Source organism: Myxococcus sp. CA033, from assembly GCF_013336625.1.
GTDB lineage: Bacteria > Myxococcota > Myxococcia > Myxococcales > Myxococcaceae > Myxococcus > Myxococcus llanfairpwllgwyngyllgogerychwyrndrobwllllantysiliogogogochensis.
In genome coordinates this window covers 154,559-175,921 of sequence record NZ_JABUMU010000009.1, presented here as the reverse complement: position 1 = coordinate 175,921, position 21,363 = coordinate 154,559, and the positions used below count along the sequence as shown (strand labels likewise).

Annotated in this window: 12 protein-coding genes; 3 read left to right on the top strand and 9 right to left on the bottom strand. The window is 67.1% G+C overall.

Annotated features, from left to right (window positions below):
• Nucleotides 1-159: 159 nt before the first annotated feature.
• The 3 genes from HUA78_RS22800 to HUA78_RS22790 are packed head-to-tail and all read right to left on the bottom strand — an operon-like array spanning nucleotide 160 to nucleotide 6,315.
• Nucleotides 160-2,334, bottom strand: coding sequence for a DEAD/DEAH box helicase (locus HUA78_RS22800; RefSeq protein WP_217442562.1), 2,175 nt, complete (start codon nucleotides 2,332-2,334; stop codon nucleotides 160-162).
• Between the two features lie 34 nt (nucleotides 2,335-2,368).
• A complete protein-coding gene (locus tag HUA78_RS22795) occupies nucleotides 2,369-3,709 on the bottom strand; it encodes an ATP-binding protein (RefSeq protein ID WP_141645638.1) in 1,341 nt (446 codons plus the stop codon).
• Nucleotides 3,706-6,315 carry a TerB N-terminal domain-containing protein gene (locus HUA78_RS22790; protein WP_174458257.1) on the bottom strand — a complete coding sequence of 870 codons (2,610 nt, stop codon included), beginning with the start codon at nucleotides 6,313-6,315 and terminating at the stop codon, nucleotides 3,706-3,708. Before HUA78_RS22790 ends, HUA78_RS22795 begins: the two co-directional genes overlap by 4 nt.
• A 251-nt stretch (nucleotides 6,316-6,566) precedes the next feature.
• On the opposite strand from HUA78_RS22790, the gene HUA78_RS22785 reads away from it, so the two are divergent.
• Nucleotides 6,567-7,559, top strand: a complete 993-nt coding sequence (locus HUA78_RS22785) for a hypothetical protein (RefSeq protein WP_174477142.1) — start codon at nucleotides 6,567-6,569, stop codon at nucleotides 7,557-7,559.
• Nucleotides 7,556-7,936, top strand: a complete 381-nt coding sequence (locus HUA78_RS45960; RefSeq protein WP_217439495.1) for a hypothetical protein — start codon at nucleotides 7,556-7,558, stop codon at nucleotides 7,934-7,936. Before HUA78_RS22785 ends, HUA78_RS45960 begins: the two co-directional genes overlap by 4 nt.
• An 18-nt stretch (nucleotides 7,937-7,954) precedes the next feature.
• Here the strand turns inward: HUA78_RS45960 and HUA78_RS22775 are convergent, their stop codons facing one another.
• Nucleotides 7,955-8,833: a hypothetical protein gene (locus HUA78_RS22775; RefSeq protein ID WP_174477141.1), complete on the bottom strand. Its 879-nt coding sequence runs from the start codon at nucleotides 8,831-8,833 to the stop codon at nucleotides 7,955-7,957.
• A gap of 350 nt (nucleotides 8,834-9,183) precedes the next feature.
• On the opposite strand from HUA78_RS22775, the gene HUA78_RS22770 reads away from it, so the two are divergent.
• Nucleotides 9,184-9,729, top strand: coding sequence for a hypothetical protein (locus HUA78_RS22770; RefSeq protein ID WP_174477140.1), 546 nt, complete (start codon nucleotides 9,184-9,186; stop codon nucleotides 9,727-9,729).
• Between the two features lie 314 nt (nucleotides 9,730-10,043).
• Here HUA78_RS22770 and HUA78_RS22765 read toward each other — a convergent pair whose 3' ends face one another.
• The 5 genes from HUA78_RS22765 to HUA78_RS22745 form a co-directional block, all read right to left on the bottom strand.
• On the bottom strand, nucleotides 10,044-13,355 hold the full coding sequence (locus tag HUA78_RS22765) for a putative Ig domain-containing protein (RefSeq protein ID WP_174477139.1): 3,312 nt from the start codon (nucleotides 13,353-13,355) through the stop codon (nucleotides 10,044-10,046).
• A gap of 175 nt (nucleotides 13,356-13,530) precedes the next feature.
• The gene (locus tag HUA78_RS22760) at nucleotides 13,531-16,275 is read right to left on the bottom strand and encodes a lamin tail domain-containing protein (RefSeq protein WP_174477138.1); all 2,745 of its coding nucleotides are present in this window, start codon (nucleotides 16,273-16,275) and stop codon (nucleotides 13,531-13,533) included.
• 123 nt (nucleotides 16,276-16,398) lie between these two features.
• Nucleotides 16,399-17,817 carry an IgA Peptidase M64 gene (locus HUA78_RS22755; RefSeq protein ID WP_174477137.1) on the bottom strand — a complete coding sequence of 473 codons (1,419 nt, stop codon included), beginning with the start codon at nucleotides 17,815-17,817 and terminating at the stop codon, nucleotides 16,399-16,401.
• A 115-nt stretch (nucleotides 17,818-17,932) separates the two neighbouring features.
• Nucleotides 17,933-19,453, bottom strand: a complete 1,521-nt coding sequence (locus HUA78_RS22750) for a PEGA domain-containing protein (protein ID WP_174477136.1) — start codon at nucleotides 19,451-19,453, stop codon at nucleotides 17,933-17,935.
• 56 nt (nucleotides 19,454-19,509) lie between these two features.
• Entirely contained in the window at nucleotides 19,510-21,303 is a 1,794-nt protein-coding gene (locus HUA78_RS22745; RefSeq protein ID WP_174477135.1) for an Ig-like domain-containing protein, read from the bottom strand.
• Nucleotides 21,304-21,363 lie beyond the last annotated feature (60 nt).

Here is a 21,363-nt window from a genome sequence, read left to right as displayed (position 1 = left end):
GGATTGGAGGGCGCCACGGGCAGGCTTCGCGTCCAGGTGGCGAAGGCCTGGGTGGCGGCGTGCTGGATGGCAGCGGCGTCCACAGGGAGAGCCGGGTCGGCGGCCTGAGATTCGTGGGAAGGACGACTCATGGGTGACAAGGCCTCTCCATGAAGGGCTTCATTGCAACACCCGCTGCGCCGCGCGCCACGCACCCTGGACATCCAGGTACCGAGCCGCGTAGTCACGCGCCAGCAGGTCTTCCGGCACGAAGCCGTCATGTTTCTCGAGCGCCATGTTGGCCACGTGGGTCGTGAGGGCTTCTGCCCGAGGAGGCCCCTCCGCCACGAGTCCACGCAGGGCGCCTTCCACGTCCGACTGCATCGCCTCCACGCTCAAGACGGCACCGAGCGGCTCCACCGACAGTCCACGCGCCTGGAGCGACAGCGCCAGCGTGTGTACCACCGCGTCACCGGCCCACGGGAAGACATGGACCTCCCGGCCGGAGGTGATGATGGACCGCTCGGAGAGCCCCCATCGCTGGAAGGTCGCCCGAGCCTCCGCCAGCAGCTCTTGCGCACGCGCATCCAGGTAGCGGGGAATGCCGTCACCGGCATAGACGGCCCGCATCTGTTCCCGGACGCGGTCATGCACGCCGCCGACACCAGTGGACTCGAACATGGGAACGCGCCCAGCGGGGGCGGGCTCCAACTCCACGACCTTTTCGTCGCCCTGCACGGCGAGCACGCGCCACCGTCGTCCGCCGAAGATGAGGTACGTGCCGACGAAGAGCGGCTGGTCGATGGGCATCGTGCCCAGCGTGCGACCCGAGGCCACCAGCCGGAACTCCTCCACCGAGGCGAAGGCCGCATAGAAGCTGTACTGGTTGACGATCCGCTCGCCCACCCGGCCCAGAAGCAGCGTCCCATCCGAGGACTGTGAGAGCAGCTCACGCTGTCCCAATCCCCGCAGGAAGTGCACGAAGTCCTCGCGTGACACCCGCGCGAAAGGACCCGCCTGGCACAACGCGGAGAAGGCCTCGCCCGCCTTGACGCCGCCATGCTGAGCGATGAGTGAGAGCAGCTGCTGGACCAGCGTGGAGAAGTGGAAGGCGCCCGAGGCGGGAGGCTCGAACCAGTTCGTCAGCAGCAGCTCGAGCATGGCGACCGATTGAACCAGGCGCATGCGGAGTTGGTCCGGCAGGGGACTCGTCTTCGTCAGCTCCGCCTCCTGGAGATACAACCGGAGCACGGCGGGTCCACCCTTACGTCCGCTGCGTCCCAGGCGCTGACGAAGGCTGGCCACCGAGGGAGGTACGCCCACCTGCGCGATGCTCTGCACGGCGCCCACGTCGATGCCCATCTCTAGTGTGGTGGTGCATACGAGGTTGACGGGCCGCTGCCTCGCCTTGAGCGCGGCCTCCGCCTCCTCGCGCAGCTCCTTGGAGAGGTTGCCGTGGTGGGGGAAGAACTCGTTGGGCAATTGCGCCTGTTCGCACATGCGGCGCAGGAGGTCCGCGTAGAGCTCGACGTTCGCCCGGCTGTTGGCGAACACGAGATTGTGCGTCCCTCTCAGCGTCTTGAAGAGGTGCGCTCCCACGTCGTGCTCATCCTCGGGCAGCCCGTCGGAGGACTCCTCGTCCTCTCCAGGGGCCAGCCGCCTGGCATCCGGAGTTCGCTTGCGATAGCCCCTGAGCTGGAGGAGCAGCTCTCCGCCGCCGGAGTCGGAGTTGCACAGGCGGACCTTCTCCCCGGCGCCAGGGCGGAGGAACTCCGCGGCCAGGGTCATGTCGCCCAGCGTGGCGCTGAGGCCCACGCGAGGCACGTTGCGGCGCAGGGTCAGCTCGACACGGTGCAGGAGCGACTGGAGCTGGCATCCCCGCTCGGTGCCGATGAAGGCATGCAGCTCGTCGATGACGATGTGCTCCAACGAGGAGAACAGGCTGGCGAGAGCGGAGCCCTGGCGGATGAAGAGCGCTTCGAGCGACTCGGGGGTGATGAGGAGGATGCCCGCCGGGGACTTGAGCAGCCGCGCCTTGTGGCCCTGAGACACGTCCCCGTGCCAGCGATGCACGGCAATCCCCAACCCGTCGCAGAGTCCGTCGAGTCGCTCGAACTGGTCGTTGATGAGCGCCTTGAGCGGGCCGATGTAGATGGCGCGTACGCTGCCGCCGGAGTCCTCCGCCAGCCGGCTGCAGATGGGCAGGAAGGCGGCCTCCGTCTTTCCACTGGCCGTCGACGCCGAGAGGATGACGTCTTGCGTCCCCTCGATGATGGGCGCAATCGCGACCTCCTGGATGCCGCGCAGCTCCTTCCACCCTTGGGTCCACACCCAGCGCTGCACCTTGGGGTGCAACCGGTGAAAGGAGCCTGACGCGGAGCCGCTCGGGTCAGAGCTTGAAGGATGCGAGCTCATCATCTGCTCCGGCCGTCAGGCTTCCTGCCTCCGCCTCGGTCAGGGGAGCGAGGTCGGGGTTGACGTCCACGGCGAGTTGCACGCCTCCGAGCAGCTCCTTCCAGTCCGCGGTCGGATTCTGTTCGAGGACGGCCAGGAGGTTGATGAAGGCTGTCACGGTGCTCCGGGGCGTGCGGAAGTACGCCTCGCCGATGCGCTCGGAGCAGTGGGTCATGAAGCTGTGGAGCCCCTCATCGGGCAGGCGCTGCGTGGACGTATCGCCCGTGGAGTAGACGTGCCGAAGCTTGGTGAGCAGGACGTAGAGGTCCTCGGGGGTGAGGTTGGCCAGCCTGAGCACGGGAGAGCTGTAGTCGACGAGGTTGCCCACGGCGAAGGTGTTCTGGGCCAGCCGCGACTGGAGGGCCTCGTAGCTGTAGAGGCCCTTGCGGGTGTCCATGAGGAACTCGGGCGTTCCTCCCAGGATGAAGCCCAGGCCCTCGGCGGTGCCCTGGAGACAATCATTGAGGATGCGGAGGATCTGCTCGTAGTTGGAGGCGCGGGCCTTGGTGTTGGCCATCTTGTAGAGATTGACCAGCTCATCCAGGCACACCATCAGGCCGTCGTAGCCGGACAGTCGGACGAAGCGCGCCAACAGCTTCAACTGGTCGTAGACATCCGCGTCGTCGATGATGGTGCGGACCCCCAGCGACTTGCGTGCATCGGTGCGGGTGGAGAACTCGCCGCGCAGCCACTTCACGGCGTCGGCCTTGAGCACCTCGTTCCCGCTGTCATGGCCGCGCCAGTAGGCCGCGATGACCTCCGCGAAGTCGTAGCCGCCCACCAGCTCCGAGAGCGCCGCGAGCTTCTCCCTGATGACAGCCTCGGGGTTCAGGTTCCGGCTCTTCGCGTCCGTGAGGGCGCCGGAGACGAAGCGCTCCACAACGCTGGCGAGCGCTCCCCCCTCGGGCTTGGCCCGGGTGGCCATGTTGCGCATCAGCTCCGCGTACAGGCTGCGAGCCTTCCCATCCGTCGCGTGCAACCGCCGGTCGGGGTTGAGGTCCGCGTGCAGTGTGACGAGGCGCTTCTCCAGCGCGATGGAGCGGATGAGGTTGAGGAAGAACGTCTTGCCGGAGCCGTACTCGCCGATGACGAAGCGGATGGCGCTTCCGCCCTCGGCGATGCGCTCCACGTCGCGGACCAGTGCTCGGACTTCTTCGACTCGGCCTACCTGGATGTGTTGCTGTCCCACGCGAGGCACGACGCCCGCGCGCAGCGACTGGACGATGGCATCCCGATCCTTCGGCCTGATGCGTCCCTGGAGCGTCGCGTCCGTCATGACATCATCTCCCGTGCTGCCTGCTCATTGAGCTGAAGGGTTTCGTCGCCTTCGAGGACGGGTTCGCCGCACACCTCGAAGGCCGCGTCGTTGATGACATCCAGCGCGCCGTCCGTGAGCAGTCCGAGCCCGCCGGCGAGCTTCTCCACTTCGGAGCGAGGCCACTCCGTCTTCGCGACGAGGGAGCGCAGCAGGGAGGTGTGGAGGGAGTCCAGGCCCGCGACGCCAGGTTCCACCGGGGCGGGGGTCGATGGGACGGCGGGTGGCGGTGTTTCCTCCTCGGCGAAGATGCTGCCCAGGAGGCTGGAGACCGCGGCGGTTTCCGCGAGCTTCGCCTGCACGCTGCGCATGTCGAGCGCCAGCCGTTCGCCTTTCTCGGGAGGAGGCCCGGGGATGGTGAAGCCCTGCTCGGGTGCTCCGGCGAGCCGCATTGAGACGGGCTCCGTCGCCGCCGTGGGCCGCATTGCCGTGGCGGCGTGGACGCGGGAGTAGACGCTGGCCTCGTCGAGTCCCAGCATCGCGTAGAGCTTCGACAGCGTCTTGAGCTCCTGGGGTGACACGTTGCCGTCCGCCACGGCGACCTCAATCAAGAGATTGCCCAGCGAGGTGCGGGCCTCGGGAGCCAGCGCCTCCACGCGCTTTTTGTGGCCCGCGTTGGAGGCGGGCCTCGCGAGCAGCCAGGCGACATGCGCCTTGAGTCGGGTCTTCTCGGAGGCGAGCAGTCCCTGGGCCGCCTCTACCATGGCCTCCATGCGCGTGGTCTCGTCCGTCGACACGGTTCCATCCGCGGTCGCCACGGCGGCGGCGAGGTGGAGCATCGCGAGCGCGGACAGGTAGTCGCCGGAAGGCGCGCTCGGTGACTCAGGATGCAGTGTGAAGACGTGGGCGGACTCGTCGGGGGCAAGCACGGCGCCGCCCATGCGAGGGTCGGGCTCCATGCCGTAGCCCAGCTTCTCCAGGGCCTGGGCCAACCCCACGGCCTCGGACTTGGAGAGCTTCCCAGAGGTCGCGGTGGGCCAGTGCTTGAGGAGGTCGGCGGCGGCCACGGGCGCGGAGGTGTTGCTCCCGAGCGATTGCTGCAACAGCGCGCGGAGCGCCTGCACGTCCGAGCCTCCCTGCATCGTAGACGTCAGCTCGTCGGGGAGCAGCGCCAGGGCGCTCATGCTGTTGCGCGCGTCGGGGTTCTTCCCCACCCAGCGGCTGTAGGACTCGAGCGACTCGCAGCAGTCCTCGACGAGCGCGCGCACGGGCTTGAGCGACGTCTCGGAGGCCTCGGTGACGGAGGCCGACGCCAGCCGCACCATGCCCGCGAAGGAGGCGCTCGCGGGTTCGTAGCGGGCCTCCACCCTCGACTTCTTGGCGCGAGGGACGATGCCCGTGCCATGGTCTCGCTGGTAGCGCGCGCGGAAGAGGGCCTGGAACTCCTCGGGGCAGCGTGTGGCGGGGGTTCGCAGTTTGGTGTCACTGGTCTCCACGGCCCAGGCGAGGGCCCAGTCCGCAGGGAGCGGCAGCCCCTTGGACGCGGCGGTGCCCACGGCCATGCGCACATCGAACGAGGCCGCGCCGGCATGGCGCAGCGTGAACTGGGGCGTCTCCTTCAGCAGTCCATCTTCGCCAGCGCGGCGCACGCGCAGGACGTCGAGAAAGGCCGACGCGTAGGTACGGAAAGAGTTGTTCTCCTCGTGGATCTTGAGCAGGGCCTGGACCTCTTCTTCGATGAGGCGGGCCTCGGCGAGCGCCGCTGCGTCCGTGCCCAGCTCGATGAGCACTCGCCGCTCCAGCCCGTAGAAGAACAGGAAGACATAGCCGATATAGGCATGGGCATTGCGGCGACCACTCGCGAGCCACTCCAGATAGCCCGCGCGGGAAGCGGGAGAAATGTCCGAGTAGGAGGGCCAGTACGTCATACCCTGTCCATCGCGGTTGGGCCGTGAGGCCACTTCGAGACTCGGGTTGATGAGCGCGGGCTCGGTGCCGGGCGCATTCACGGCGCGCAGCCGCGAGCCCACGTACACCATGCCGTCCTTCAGCTTGTAACCAGCGACCTCGATGACCTCTCTTGGTGGAATCCAACCGGTCTTGAGCGGAGTGGGTGGCCACAGCGTGGGACCGGGGGTCGCCTGCGTCGCGACAGGCGCCACGGGGGGAGTGGCTCCTGCCTTGGGCACTGGAGTCACGGACCGCATGGGCGCGGCCGGTGCGGGCTCGACGGGCTTCGCGACCGGAGCGGAGGCCGTCATCGTGAATGCCGAGGGCGGGGGCGTCGCGGGTGGCGGAGGCGCGGGACGTGGTGCCACCAGCATCGGCTCATCCGGGATACGGACCATGAGCCCTGGGGAGACTCTGGGCGCGCTCACGGTTTCGAAGCGCAGCGCGATGGTGGCGGCAGGTGGGGCGGAGTGAGAGGCGGGAGAAGGAGCGGGAGCAGGAGCGACGATGGCGCCTGACAGTTGCGCGGCCTTCCAGCGCTTGTTGAGCTTGTTGAGCCAGACAATGCCGCCCCAGGCCCCCAGACCCAGGACGACCATGAAGCACAGCGTTCCCCTGGCCCCGTCTGACTGAGCGGCGGCCACCAGGGTCGGCAGCGCCCGCATCCATACGGCCATTGTGTCGCTCCCCGCCGGGCGCCGAAGGACGGCTACCGCACACGTCTGATGGTACCAGCCCTGGTCAGGGTAATGGGATGCAGGCGCGAGCGTGAGGGGAAAGGCTCAATGGCTCATCACCCCGGAGAGGTATTCCCATCGGGGCGTTCGTGACCCATCGTGGGTCGGGCAAGTGTGCGCCTGAAGTCGGCCGCCCCTTGATTGACAGACTTCGTTTGATGGTCCCTGCTCACGCACTCTGGAGGTATGCGATGCCGCTTCCGCTCATTCCCGCCGCGCTCCTGCTCGCAGGTCTCTTTGGCTATGGCGCCAAGAAAAGCTACGACGGCATCGATCGCATGAAGGACGCCAAGGATATTGGCGAGGAGGCTCAGGCGCGCCATGAAGAGGCGGTTCAACGGCTGGAGGGAGCGCGCGGCGCGCTCCAACGTCAGTTGGATGCCCTGGCCTCTCAGCGAGATGGCGTTGTCGCCACGACCTTCCGTCGTCTCTTCGACTTCCTCGAACAGATGAATCAAAAGGCCCGCATCGAGGCCTTGGAGCACCTGGGGCGAGTGGGAGTGAGTCGGGAATCCGTCCGCGAGTTCGCCGTGCAATATCTCGAAGCCGGCGGCACGCTGTCGGGCTCGGTCGCGGCGGCCGTGACAGGCGCGGGAGCGAGCGCGCTGACCACGGGGCTGGTCACCAGCTTCGCCACGGCTGGAACGGGGGCCGCGTTGTCGGGGCTGACGGGCGCCGCGGCGAACAGCGCCCTGCTGGCCTGGCTTGGAGGGGGCTCGCTTGCCGCAGGCGGCTGGGGTGTGGCTGGAGGCACCGCAATCCTCGGAGGCATCGCGGTGGCTCCCGCGATGGCCGTTGTTGGTTTCGTCATGGCCCGTCAGGGAGAGAAAGCCAGAACGAAGGCTCTGGCCTATGCGGAGGACGTCAATGAACAGGTCGCGCGCATCGATGCGGCCATCGCTCTGCTGGCGCGGGCGGGAGTGCGCGTGGACGAATTGGGCGGTGTTCTTGGCGCTCTCGACCAGCGAACAGGTCGGGCCATCGACGCCCTCTGGGAGTTGGCGAAGTGTTTCGACACCGAGAACGATGGGCATCTGGCTCGGTTCGCCACGGCCATGCAACTGGCGAAGGCGGAGAGCGAGCTGATGCGGGTGCCGCTCTTCACCGAGGGCGGAGACCTCAACACCCAGTTGGAGGCCCTGCTAGAGCAGTCTCGCGGCCTTCTTCAACGGGAGACGACATGAGCATGAAGATGAACCTGCCCCTGAAGGACGTGCTGACCGGCATCAAGGTGGTGGCCGAGTGCGTGCGCGACATCCAGAAAGAGCGCACGGAACAGACTCGGCTGCGTGAAGAATCCCGAGTGGATGTCGAGCACATCCATGCCATGCGTGACGTGCTCCTGGACTACCTGGACCGCAGCTTCGACGAGCGTCGGGAGAATTTTCGACAACTCTTCGAGCGCCTGGACGGAGCCATCGCCAGCGACAATGTGCAGATGGCGGCTGTGGTCCTGGACTCCGTCGTGAAGCTGGCCGATGCCTCGCCCTTCAAGGCGCTACAGGATGTGGCGGCGACCCGCGCCGTGCTCGGGAAACAGGGGACGGAGTGGAAGTTCTAGGGGGCTCCGCTTCGCCGTCTACGCGGCGACGGGAGTCGTCAGGCCCCTGCGCTCCATGAAGGCGCGCAGCTCCGGCCACCGCGAGGACAGGGCTTCGAAGTCATCGGGGCGCCCGAGCCGTGCGGCGGCCAGTGTGGCGTCGATATCCATCGCATGAGTTATCGGGTCCACGGCGTCCAGGGCGAAGGCCTTGAGGAGCTTGAGTCGGCGGGTATCACGTCCCGCCAGGGCGTCCGCCTCGTTCGCTCGGGCCGCGAGGAGCGCCAACGCGGCGTTGTGCTGTCCGTCGCGGCAGAGCAGGGAGACCTCGGGCAGCAACGCGTAGGAGGGGGGCAGCTTCCCAGCCCGCTTGCGCCCTTCCTCCAGCCATTCACGTGCCGGGGACAGCTCTCCCTGGAGGAAGTAGGCGTGGGCAATCAGATTGGGCAGCCATTGGTGCGCGGCTGGAACGAACCTTCGCAACGCGCCGGAGTGCTCCGCGGAGCCGAAGAGTTCGAGTGCGCGTGCTGCCTCCCCCAGAGTCAACAGAGACTGTCCGGCCATGGTGACGGAGACGGCCCGCTGGGTGCCCTGGGTGCTTTGGCGTGCGGCCTCCTCGTAGCAGCGGGCTGCTTCTCGTTCGTCACCCGCGCTCGAGAACGAGACTCCCTGGTGATAGGTCGTGCCCCACCTGCGGATGCGCCAGAAGAAGAAGGCGAACAGCGCGAGGAACAGCGCGCCACAGCCGCCGGCGAGCACCGGAGGCGTCAGGTACTCGCGCAGCGAACTGGTGCGGGAAGTGGCGTTGTAGGAGATGACGAAGGCGACGACGAGAAACAGCCACATGCCGCCCCGTTGCGCCGAGAAGAAGGAGTAGGGCCGCAGATGGCGCTCTTTGGGAAGGGGAAGCGGAGTCACGTGGGCTCACAAGGCGAAGGTCGAAGCCGCCTCGTAGCCTGACAGCGCGCTGGAATTCCATCCGCTCTTGGTGTCAGCGGCTCGCAACCGAGTCCCCTGGTGACTGTCTGGGGGCCTTGAGTCGCTCATTCGCCAAGTACGGGACCTGACGAATCCACCGAGAATCCTCGCGCTGACGCCCGAGCGGCGAGGCGCCAGGCTGCCTGTCCCTCGTGCTTCGGGGCTGGGGCTTGGGTTCCCCGGGTTCTCGGCCGCCTGGAGCGTTCGCATGTTGACGAGGAGGTGAGCGGGCGGGGCGCGTCGTGCCCAGGCCCGCGAGCGTTGACGCGCATGCGGAGCACGGGGGGACGATGGACCGCACACGCCAGGGAAGGTGGTGGGCGCTGGCGCTCGTGGGGGGCGTGCTGGGGGGCGGTGGCTGCGAGCGGCAAGAGGACAAGGTGTCGACGCGCACTCCCTCGGCGGACGACCGGGAGGTGCGCTCGGCCTTGTTTCGAGACCTGGTCGCCTCGCGTGAGCGTGCGCCAGACCTCGAGGCCTGGACAGGTCCGGATGCGCAGGGCCGCACGGGACAGGGTGGCTCGGGGCGACCCGCGCCCACGGGGAGTGTGTCGGGGCGCGTGGAGTGGGTGGGCGACAACGAGCTGCTCATCCGCGATTCGGGCGGACAGGAGCGGGATGTCGAGGTGACGCCGGACACGCTGCTGCGGTTGAACGGGAAGCAGGTGGGCCTGGCCTCGATGCGCGAGGGGGACTCCGTCGAGGTGACGTACGACGACGGCCCCGGCGGCTGGGTGGCGCGAGATGTCGAGGTGGTGATTGCCCAGGAGCCGCTCATCCCGACGGAGCGGGAGCTCGGTCGGGATGAGCGCGACAAAGCCTCGTCGCGTCCGTGAGCGGCCGCATCACGAGGACAGCTCTTGTGTGCGCACGCGTGAGCGCGGACGAGGCCATGTCGACGTCCGTGAGCAGCCGCCTCGCGAGGACCGCCTCGGGTTCTCACGAGTGAGCGCGGACGAGGCCATGTCGCCGTCCGTGGGCAGCCGCCTCGCGAGGACCGCCTCGGGTTCTCACGCGTGAGCGCGGACGAGGCCGCGCCGCCGTCAGTGAGCGGACATCGCCCGGTTCATCCCGCGACGAAGCGGCGCGGGTGCTCACGCCGAGTCGTCGGTAGGTCGAACGTGCCGTCCGCTGACAACGGGGCCTCGCGTCAGAACGCGTTGCCGTTCGCGCGACGGCCCGGTGACGAGCCAAGGCTGGGATTGAGCGTGGTGTGGAGGACGAAGTCGGTGCCGCCGGGGAACGCGTCGGGTGAGCGATTGAGCGACACGTTGTCCACGGTGCTCGTATAGGTCATCACATCCACCGCGGTGTTCTGGAGGTTGCGCAGGCTCACGGTGTCGCCGCCGTTGTTGAGGCCCAGCTGTCCGGTGGAGGCGTGCACGGTGTCAGGCGTGCCAGGTGGGAAGCCGTTGGGGCCGCCGAAGACGACATACGCCTTTCCCGGCGGGACGAGTGTCCCCGTGGCGAAGGTATGCCGGACCACGTTGGCATCCGACAGAGACCAGCCAGACAGGTCCGCGGTGGAGCCGCCGGTGTTGATGACCTCGACGAACTCGTACTGACTGTCGGGCACGGTGCCGCCGTCGCCACTCGGGACCGAGGGTTCGTTGGCGAGCACCTCGTTGATGAGCATCGCGGGAGGTGTGCTCGTCCCACCGTCGGGGACGCCGCCTCCTCCGCCGAAGGCATAGTGGCTGACGACGGGGTAATGGTCGCTGACGATGTTGTTGTAGTTGGGAATCCACGAGTCGGGGCGAACGACGCGGACGGAGTCGGGGACGTAGACGGCGGCGACCTCATCGCTGACGAGCGTGTGGTCGATGGTGTCGGGGTACTCGGTGGTGGTGCGCTCGGCGCGCTCCGACAGGGCCCGGGTGATGAAGGTGTAGTGGGCGGGGTCGGAGAGGAAGTTCTCGAAGGGCGTGTTCAGATACACGCCTCCGCTGTACGTGATGGAGCGGTCGACATCGTCATTCCAGTCGCCAATGACAATCACGCGCGCGGTAGGCATCCCGTCGAGATATGCCTTCAGCGCGATGCTGGCCTCCTGTCTTCGCCCATGGGACTCCACGTCGGCGAAGGCCTTCATGTGCATGACGATGACGATGAGGGGGGCCGAAGCGCCGTTGATGAAGGTGGTGAAGTTGACGCGCAGGGGAGGGCGACCTCCGAAGACATTGGAGTTCTCGGTGAGGATGAGCTCCGCGCTCTGGAAGACGAGGCTGCTGTCGTAGAGGATGCCGGGCTTCTGCTCTCCGGCCGAGTACCAGAAGCTGGTGTTGGGGACGTAGGTCGAGTCGTTGGCGAGGAAGCCGTCGTATTGGGGGAGCTGCGCCTTGAGGACGTCGAAGTCCGCGTTGTCCACGATCTCGACCAGGCCCCACACGTTGGCGCCCGTGTCCGCGAGGATGTCTCGCGCGTGAGCGAGCTGCAGGTCATCGAGATTCCCCCCGGGTGATGTGGAGTTGGGCGGGCCCTGGGTCTCCGCGCCGAACCACTCGATGTTCCAGTGGCCCACGGTGAAAGGCTGTCCCGAGCCGCTGACGGTGAGTGACAGCGCGCGCGAGGCGGAGGAGCCCTTGGCGTCCTGCACGGAGGCGCTGAAAGACGTGATGCCCTGGACGGTGGGAGTGCCGGAGATGAGGCCGCTCGCGGAGAGGGTCAGGCCGGTGGGCAGCGAGCCCACGTGGCTCCAGGTCAGGGGCGCGCGCCCCTCGCTCGCCGTAAGGGTGGTGGAGTAGGGCTGGCCCGAGATGGCCTGGGGCAGGGTGTCCGTCGTCACGGTGGGGGGCACGTAGACGGAGAGAGACACGCTGCGCTCGGCGAAGCGGCCTTGGGCATCGGAGACGCGGATGGTGAAGGTGCGGGTGCTGGAGGTGGTGGTGCCGCTGATGGTGCCGGAGCTGGAGAGGGACAGGCCGGTGGGGAGCGAGCCTGAGACGACGCTCCAGGAGAAGGGGGCCTTGCCACCGGAGACGGCCAGGGTGGCGGAGTAGGGCGCGCCAGTGTCGGCCTCGGGGAGCGCGCTCGTGGTGATGGTGGGGGGGGCGTAGACGACGAGCGCCAGGGTCCGAGGGGCCGTGCGACCGTTCTCGTCGGAGACGCGGACGGTGAAGGACGCGGTGCCGGCGGAGGAGGGTGTGCCGCTGAGCGTGCCTTGGGGCGAGAGCGAAAGGCCGGGAGGCAGCGTGCCGGAGACGAGCGTCCAGGTGAGGGTGCCTCGGCCACCGGTGGCGGTGAGCGCGTGCTGGTAGGCGGTGCTCAGCGTCGCATCGGGGAGGGACTGGGTGGTGATGGTGGGAAGGGCGAGGACGGTGAAGGCGACGGAACGAGTGGCGGTGCGGCCATTGGCGTCACGAGCGATGACGTCGAAGGTGAAGGCGCCGCCCTGGGTGGGCTGTCCGTGGAGGAGTCCCTCGGGAGCGAGCGAGAGTCCGGTGGGAAGGGGGCCCGGAGTGGAGAAGACGAAGGGGGCCTTGCCCTGCGATGCCTGGAGGGCGCGAGCGACGTTGTCCTGGACGTAGACGCTCTGCGGGGCCACGGCGGCGAGCGAGGGAGGCAGGTAGGTGACGAGGGAGATCTCCCTCGTATCGGTGGCGCCGTTGGCGTCGGTGACGCGGAGGCTGAACGTGGAGGTGCCGGCGGCGGAGGGGGTGCCATTGAGGATTCCGGAGCCGAGCAGCGCGAGTCCGGGAGGCAGGGCGCCGCTGACGAGGGTCCACGCGTAGGGCGCCCTCCCGCCGAGGACGGAAGGGGCCTGGCCGTAGGCGCTGTCCGTATAGGCATCCGGGAGGGTGGTGGAGGTGATGGTGAGTCCGTCGCGGATGGTGAGCTGGAAGTCCGCGGAAGCGGTGTGGCCATTGGCGTCGCGGGCCTCGAGGGTGAAGGAGAAGGAGCCCGAGGTGGTGGGGGTGCCGGCGAGGGAGAAGGCTTCCAGTTGGAGGCCGGGGGGCAGGGCACCGGAGGTGACGTGGAGGCTCAGCGGGGCGAGTCCACCGGAGGCCGAGAGGGCGGCGGAGTAGGGGAGGCCAACGACACCGAGCGAGAGGGACGCGGTGGAGAAGGTGGGCGGCGCGAGAACGGAGAGGGTGAGTTGCTGGGAGGACGCGGCGCCGGAAGCGTCCTGGACGTGAACGGTGAAGGTGAAGGAGCCGGAGGCGACGGGGCTGCCGGAGAGGAGCCCCTGCGCACCGAGCCGCAGGCCGGAGGGCAGGTCTCCATTGGAGAGGCTCCAGGCGTAGGGGGGCGAGCCACCGGAGACCGCGAGGGGCGCGGAGTACGCGTCACCGAGGTAGGCGTCGGAGAGGGAAGTGGTCTCGACGGTGAGCGAGGTGTGGCCGCCGTCGGTGGGATTCGGACCGGCGTCCCGTTCAGGGAGCAGGGGCGTGGTGGGCTTGGAGCCGGGGCATGCGGACAGGCTGAGGGCGAGCAGCAACGTCAGTGCACGTTGGAACCGCATGGAGACTCCGAACCGGCAGGGGCCGTGGCCCCAGGTGAGAGCGGGCACTGTAGTCCGTGGCGGTGACAGCAGCTCAATCGCGCGTCGGGTGATTTGGCCAAGAAAAAGGCCGCGGCCCCCGAAGGGACCGCGGCCAGGAAGGATGAGCTTGGGGGCTCAGCCCCGTGTCAGCCGACTACGGCGTCGGCGCGCCCGGAGAGCTGGGCAGGAACACGAAGTCGGCGTTGTTGTCGTTGGTGTCGCCGCCGTTGGGAACGCGCTGGAGCGAGCCCGCCGTCGCGTTCGAGTCCGCAGCGGTGGTCCGCGTACCCTCGATGAAGTTGAGGGCCAGGTCACCCGCGCCAGTCAGGATGGTGAACACGGGGTTCTGGAGGACGTGGGGGGCCGGAGGGGGCGGGGGGGGCGGGGTCTCGTAGAAGATGGTGTCGACCATCGTGCCCGTGGAGAACTTGATGAGGCCAATGCCATCACCAAAACCGTTCTGGACGATGTTTTCGTTCGGAGTGGTCGTCGGCAGCGGCGCGGTGATGACCAGACGGAGAACGCCGGGCAGCGGGTTGTTCGTGAAGAACGGCGCGGGGGCGGCGACCAGGTACCCACCTGCGGGCAGCGACGTCACCGAGGTGCCAGCAGCATCGGTCACGCTGCTCAGAGGGAAGCGATTATAATCGCGACGCGGCGTGGCGGTCGAGTCACCATTGACAAGGACGATGATCAGATCGCTCAGGTCGGCGGCCGCGTTTCCTCGGTTGTAGATCTCGATGAACTCCCCAGTGTCATTGCCGAGGTTGTCGTAGTCCACCTCGTTGATGACGAGCGAAGCGCCCTCGGGCGGAGGAGTGAATCCGGTGAAGTTTGCGCTGTTGTTCGCGCTGGCGACCGGCTTGCCGCTCAGGTCGGTGACCTCGCCGGAGACGGTGGCCGTATAGGCCGTGCCCGCGGTCTGCTCGCTCGTGGTGAGGGTCACCATCGTTCCGTCGACCGCGACGCCCGAGACGGTCAGGTTTTCGATGGTGAAGTCCGAGGCCTGCGCCGAAGCCTCAGCAATCTTACGGTCGAACGTGAGCCGGACCTGCGTGGCGGACAGGCTGGTCGCCGTGACCAGCTTGGGCGCGGGGCAGTCGAGCGTGATGTCCGAAGCCGAGAAGGCCGACGGCTGCGGGGTGGTGCCGAACCGCCACATGGGACCCACGAGGGTGAACTGGCAGCCCGGGGCGGCTTCGAGCGCCTGGGGCAGTGCTATGGGCATGCGCAGGCGAATCGGGTTGGTGGAGGACATCCCGGTCGTCGTGATGGGGAAGCCCGTGAAGCCCGCCCCCGCGCCGCCCGCAGCGCCCAGGGTACCGGAGAGCGTGATGAGCTGATACTCGTAGGCGGCCAGTGCGGTAACGAGGTCGTTCGCGCCGGAGCGGTCCGCGGCAAGCGAGCGCACCGAGTGCCCCTGGCTGAGCCGCGTGAACTCCGCGACGGTGCTGGCCAGGTCCTGCTGGTTCGCGAGCTGCTTCGTGGCGACGGTCAGGCTGATCCGGTCTCCCACGGCCACCTGGTTCACGACGGCGGGGTCGGAGACGAACATCGCGGGGCCGTTGGCCTCCGCCTGGAGGAAGAAGCCGACAGGCTCGGTCTCGTTGTCCTGGCCCGGCACGGCGGGCTTGAGGAACGTGACGTAGGCTCCATTGACGGGCAGGTTGGGGGAGCCAGCCTCGGCGGCGAGGAAGGCGGCGATCTGCGCGCTGGTCTCAGCCGCGGTGGGGCCAGGGGCCGTCTCGCAAGCGTGGGTGGTCGTGTTGCAGACCTGGCCCGCCGTGCAGCTCGCGTTCGTCAGGCACTGCACGCACTCCGTGCGGTTGTTGCAGACCGGCTTCAGCGGATCCAGACCCGCGCACTGGGTGTCGGTGACGCAGACCTCGCACTGACCACGGTTGTTGTTGCCCGTGGGGTCGCAGAAGTCACGCGCGCTGTCCGGCACCGCGGCGCAGTCGGTATTTTCCGTGCAGCCGCACAGGAAGTTGGCATTGCAGGCCGGCTTGGTCGCATCGCAGTGGGCGGTGTTGCCCGGGGAGCACTCGACGCACACCGTCGGCGTGGTGTCCGTGCGGCAGACCGGGGTCTCCGGAGCGCACGACGCGTTGTCCGCGCAGCCCTCGCAGGCGGTGCCTGCGGCGTTGCACGTCTGCTCACCCAGGCAACCCTCGGTGGCGTTGCAGACCTTGCACTCGCCAGCGCCGTTGTTGGCCGCCGTGTCGCAGATGTTGGTGGGCGAAGAGCAGCCCTGGTCGGGGCTCGTCTGCGAGTCGAAGCAGACCTTGCACGCGCCAGCGCCGTTGTTGGCGGCCGTGTCGCAGATGGGGGCCGTGGCCGAGCAGCCCAGGTCCTGGCTATTGCCCGTGGCGGAGTCCGTGCACGCCTTGCAGACACCCACGCCGTTGTTGGCGGTGGTGTCGCAGACCGGCACTTCAGCGGCACAGCCCAGGTCCTGGCCGGTGCCCGTGGCGGTGTCGCGGCACGCGGTGCATACGCCCTTGCCGCCTGTTCCAGTGATGTCGCAGACGGGAGCGGCGGCGGAGCAGCCTTGATCCGTGCCCGTGCCCGTGGCGGAGTCGCGGCAAATCTTGCACACGCCCGTGCCGGAGCTGATGTCACACAGCTCGCCCGTGCCGCAGCCCGGGTTGCAGGTCACGCCCGCGTCCGGAGTCCCCGAATCCGGAGTCCCCGAATCCGGAGTCCCCGAGTCCGGGGTCGGAACGTTGATGGCGACCTGATCACAGGTCCCATCGTTACAGGTCCACTCCTTGCCCGGATCTGGCTGGCCATTATCAGCGCGACAGTCGAACTGGTCGACGCACTCATCTCCACAGCCCGTGCCCATCGTGACGAGCACGGCGGTCATGAGCGCTGCAAGCCAATTTCGCTTCTGCATGCGGTCCCCTCCAGGGATGCAGGTAGTAACTCGCCCCCCTTACACCTGAACCTGGAGAGGGTCCATTGCGGGGCCCCCGTGACACCGCCATGTCACGCAGGAATCCCTCGAAATGACTGGTTATCAGGGTGTCTTGCGGGAGGCTGGAGGTCGGGGACCCGCGTACAAGTCGATGACCTGTGAAATCGCGCTCTGACACACCGCGCAGAAGGGCACCCGGTCCCGGGTGAACATCACACAGTCGAGCTGGGGTCTGTAATACCCCCGGGCCTCGTAGTTGGCCCCTTCGAAGGCGCCCACCTTGTTCGAGTACTTCTGTGAGGAAAGGAACTTCTCCTCCCAGTCACGCTGCGCCACGAAGAGTGAGTCCATCTCCGACTCCGGCTTGCGCTGGGCCCGGACCTGGCGGCGGCGCTTCTGCACGTCATTGGAGTGCGTCTCGTAGGCCTCCTTGCTCCAGGGTGTGGGCAGGGGCGTGCCGGGCGTCACCAGGTGCTTCCACTTGAGCTGCTCCGGGTCCTTGAGCGCGGTGACGTTCTTCTCCCAGGGCTCCAGCCGGTCGGCGCTGGGCACGTAGACGGACTCGGAGGTGTAGTACTCGTCGGCGAGGCCCGCGAAGTGATGGCCGAACTCGTGGACGAAGACGTAGGGCGCCCACAGGCTGTCAGCCGCCACGGTGCCATAGAGGCCGAGGATGCCTCCGCCTCCGTAGGTGTTGCCGTTGGACAGGATTTCGACGAACTCGTAGGGCGCGAAGGCAGACAGTTCGCGGAAGGCCTTGTTGTCGAAGGTCAGGATGTAGCGCTCGCTGCCGAACGCGTCATAGGTGGTGCCCACGGGTGAGCGCCGGTGGACGCCGGTGGACGGCCGGGAGATTCCGGACTGCACGGCGGCCGGCATCAGGCCCCAGACGTTGAAGTCTGCCTTGCGCTCCTTGAAGGGCGAGAAGGTGAAGAGGATGTCCACCATGCGCCGGGCGTCCTTCTCGAACCTGGCGCGCTCCGCTTCGGTGTAGCCGTCGCCCAGGATGAGCAGGTCCACCTTCTGCTCCGGCGGCCCGTTCTCCAGCAGTTTCAGCAGCGGGCCCGGAGCGGGCGGTGAGGACGGGTCCACGAACATGTCCTTCGGGTCCACGATGAGTGACCACACCTCGCGGAAGGCGTTCTGTGCGTCGCGCTTCTTGAGGAGCACCTGGACGGGGCGCTCCGGCGTGGGAAAGCGCAGCGACTCGTGGAAGGTGCGGTGCTGGCTCTTCGCCTCGGTGGTGAGCTCCCACTCTCCGTAGATGGAAGCGAAACCCCGGGAGAAGAGGACCTGGTTCGTGTCCCGGTCCCTCACCTCGAAGAGATACTTGCCGAGGTTGGTGTCATCGACCGCGCGTGCGGCGTGGCCCGGCCAGGGCAGCGGCTCGGTGACCACCCGGTCGAGGCTGAAGCGTTCCTCGGTGGCATTGCCAGTGTGGAAGTAATCCACCCGGAGGGTGCGAGGGGCCGCGGCGGAAGCGCTCGTGGCCAGGAGCAGGGCAAGAAGGGCACGCGTCATGCGCGGCACTCTATGCGGCGGCGACGTTATCGGCGCGGCTGACGAACTCGCTCGCTGGCTTCGTGACGAACGCGGTGTGTCAGGCTTCCTCCCTCGTAGTCCGCGAGACGTGGATTCAGAAGGTACCGGAGAGGCTGGTCGAAAAGGCTTCTCCATCCGTGGCGACTCCCACCGCGACGGGCGGAGTGTCGGCTGATGAAGGAGAGACGAGGAAGAGCACCGCGCCCGTGGCGACGGCCGCACCTCCTCCGACGAGCAGTCCCGTGAGGAGATTGCTCTTCTGGACCAGGGAGTTCCGAAGTCGCAGCGCCTCCTGGTCCGAGGAGAGGATTCGGCCGTTATCGAGGCGCTTCTCCAGGTCATCCACGTTCTTCTGCGCGAGGAACCGCACCAAGCCTGCCCCGCCCAGCGCGGCCACTCCGGTGCCGAGCAGGACATAGGACGCCACGCGCAGTGCCGGTGTGGGCCGGTCCGCCGAGTCCGCGACGCTGTCCGCGAGGAGGTTCGGAGCGCTGATGTCCATGCCGCCTCCATGCTGGGCGCCCGGCTTGTCCGGGGTCGCGGTCTGCTCCCAGGGGGCACGTCCATTGGCGTTCATCACCACGAGGTTGGAAGGAGAGCGACCCGTCGTCACGAAGTCCACCAGGGCGGAGAGCGCTTCCGCCGGGGCATCCAGGCCCTGCGTCTTGAAGCCACCTTCGCGAAGCTTCTGACCGCCCTCGACATTGAGCACCGTGGCGGCGAACCACTTGGGGCCGCTGCTGGGGCGCTCCAGGCGCACGACGATGACCTCTTCGACACCGAGTGTGCCGCCCAGCCGGACGGCGTGACTGAGGATCCTCTCAGCGCTTGCCTCGGGGACCGCGAGGCACGGGAAAGGTGTGGCGGAGACGGAGCCCTCATATGCGAGGTCGACGAGCAGCGGCGTGTCCGCGCCTTGGGCCTGAATCTGCCGAGGGAAGCTGATGGCCTCGCCCTTCACCAGGGTGAGGTCATAGGTGCCCGCCAGCACGTCGAGCGTCAGCGGCGTCTGCCCCATCTTGATGCCGTCGAGGTACACGTCCGAGGTCGGCAACGTGGACTTCACCGAGAGCTTCACCTTGCGGGTGAGGTTCAGTTCCCTGCGCAGCTTGTCGAATCCCTGGCGCACCGAGGGCGCGAAATAGTCCGGGTCGAGCGCGTAGGTGGGCTGGAGTCGCAACACGTTCCGGAACGCAGTGTCGCTCTCTTTCTGTCTTCCCATGGACCGATAGTTCAAGCCGTGCAGGAGTTGGGCATTCACGTAAAGCTTCCAGCGTGAGTCACCCACGGGCAGGCGGTTGATCTGCTGAAGGGCTTCGTCGATGGCCAGGGTGGCCTTGCCATTTCGGCTCTCGTAGAAGTGGTCCTGGGCGGAGTCGAGCTGTCGCTGGAGGTCCTCGTAGCTCTTGGTGGGCTGAGGGAACAGCCGCTCACTGAAACCGGCCGCGCTCAGAGCGTCTTGCTCCGGGCGTGACACGAGAGCGCCGAGGAACGCATTGGCCTGACTGCCCAGTTCCGCGTCCTTGCAATCGCCGCTCGCGACGACCATGCGACGGGGGGCCGAAAATGAGGTGAAGGGAAGAACACAACTCAGGATGAACAATGCGGACCGCATGGCATTTCTCCTGGAGGGTGTGGGGGCAGATCGAGGAGGTAAAGGCATGGCCGATTCTAGCGGTTGAGGTGTGAGTGAACGACCAGCGTTCCACCCTCGGGGAGGGTGGTCACGACTTGGATGCCGTTGGTGTGCTGCGCGGGGGTAAAGGTCGAATATTTCGCGGTCGGAATGGGATAGGGGGCGGTCGAACTGCTGGCGAAATGAGACCACCAGCCAGACGTGCATTGCTCGATGTGGAAGACAGAAGCGCCTTGCTTCGCCCAGACCATCCACAACGTTCCAGAGTTGTCGATTTCGAGGCGTGTCTGCTCGGAATGACTCTCCGTGGAGGGTGTGAGCGCCGGGCAGTAGACCTTCCACTCATTATTATCCCAGACGTATGAACGCGCCTGCGCGTAGCTGTTACCCACTTTTTCGAGCCAGGTCAGAATCGGGTTGCCCTCTGGAGAAACGTAGAGGCGCGGGTCCCGCGCGAAGTCGGCGTTGAAGGGAGCCTCGACCGGAGGTTGAGTTCCACGAAGAGGCTTCCACATGAAGCCATCCCATTGAACGACAGACAGTTTCGATATTCTGTCTTTCGTCCCCATCACCCCCAGGAATAGTGAGTGGGAAGGGCCGGCCCTGAAGTCGAACAGGCGGCTCGAATCCAAGCCGAGCGGCAAGTTGATGCTTCCTCCAACTTCTTCCCAAGCTGTGCCCGTCCAGCGATAGACATAGGTGGTCTGCTCGGTGTCAGAATAGAATGCGACGAGCGGTTTCCCTGTCGCATCCAGATCCATGACTGGGAAAAGGCTGTCGGGGCGGGATGGAAGAATGCCTGTCGTTCCTCCCAGGTAGTTCCATTGGTTTCCCATCCAGCGCGCGACATAGATGCGCTCGAACTCGTTGCTGCCGTCTCCTTCATTCCAGGCGATAACAGGTGAGCCATCATGGGGGTCGAACCTAAGGGTTGGATTGTAAGGCTCGAAGCCAGATGCTCTGGCTTCGAGGCCTCTCCCTAGTTCCGTCCAGTTGCTGCCAGTGTTGCTGTAGACTCGCAGTTGAGTGTGCGACAGGGACTTCTCGGCTTGGACGATGAAGGAGTTCCCTTTCATGTCCGAGCCGAACTCGTAGAGAAAGGAATCAATGCTCCCCGAGTTCATGGCAAAGACGGGTCCAGCAGGCTCGAACAGCACCGCGGGGTGCTCCCAGTCCCACGGGCCTGCGGGAACGTCCAAGGCATTCCCCGCCAGATCCGTCACGGCCGAGGTGAGCGCAATCGCCACCGCACTGGGGGCCAAGATGGGCGCTCCCGGCACCACCGTCATCGTCTTCCCATCCCCCGACAGTGACACCGTCCGGGCCACCTCCACCCCGCCCACGGTGAGTCGCACGGAGGCGCTCGTCACGGTGCTCGCATTCACCGGCTCGGAGAACACGGCCTGGATGGGGCTCTTGACCCACACATCCTGCGCCCCCGGTTCCGGGGCCCGCGACACCACTCGCGGCGCGGTGCGGTCCACCACCACCACGCGCTCCTCCCCCGTGAACACCGTCTCCCCGAACACCACCCGCCCTCCCAACCGGTGCTCACCCTCCGTCTCCCCCGCCGTGTCCCACGCATACGTGTACGGAGCCTCCAGCACCGCGAGCACCTCTCCGTCCCGGAGCAACTCCACACGGTCCGGACGGTGCCCCGTCACCTCCAGGCCGAGGTCCAAGACCCCCCTCGTGTAGGCCGTCGCCTCGGGCGTGCGGATGCGCACCTCGCCCTGGACGGGAGTGATGCCCGGCACGTCGATACAGGCCGGCGCGGACAGGAGAACGGCTACCACCCAGGGCGGCAGGACAGGTCTTGGAGTGCTCATCGTGTGGTGTCAGTGCAGGCCGCGTTCCGTTGCCCACCAGACAGTCGCATGCCCATAACA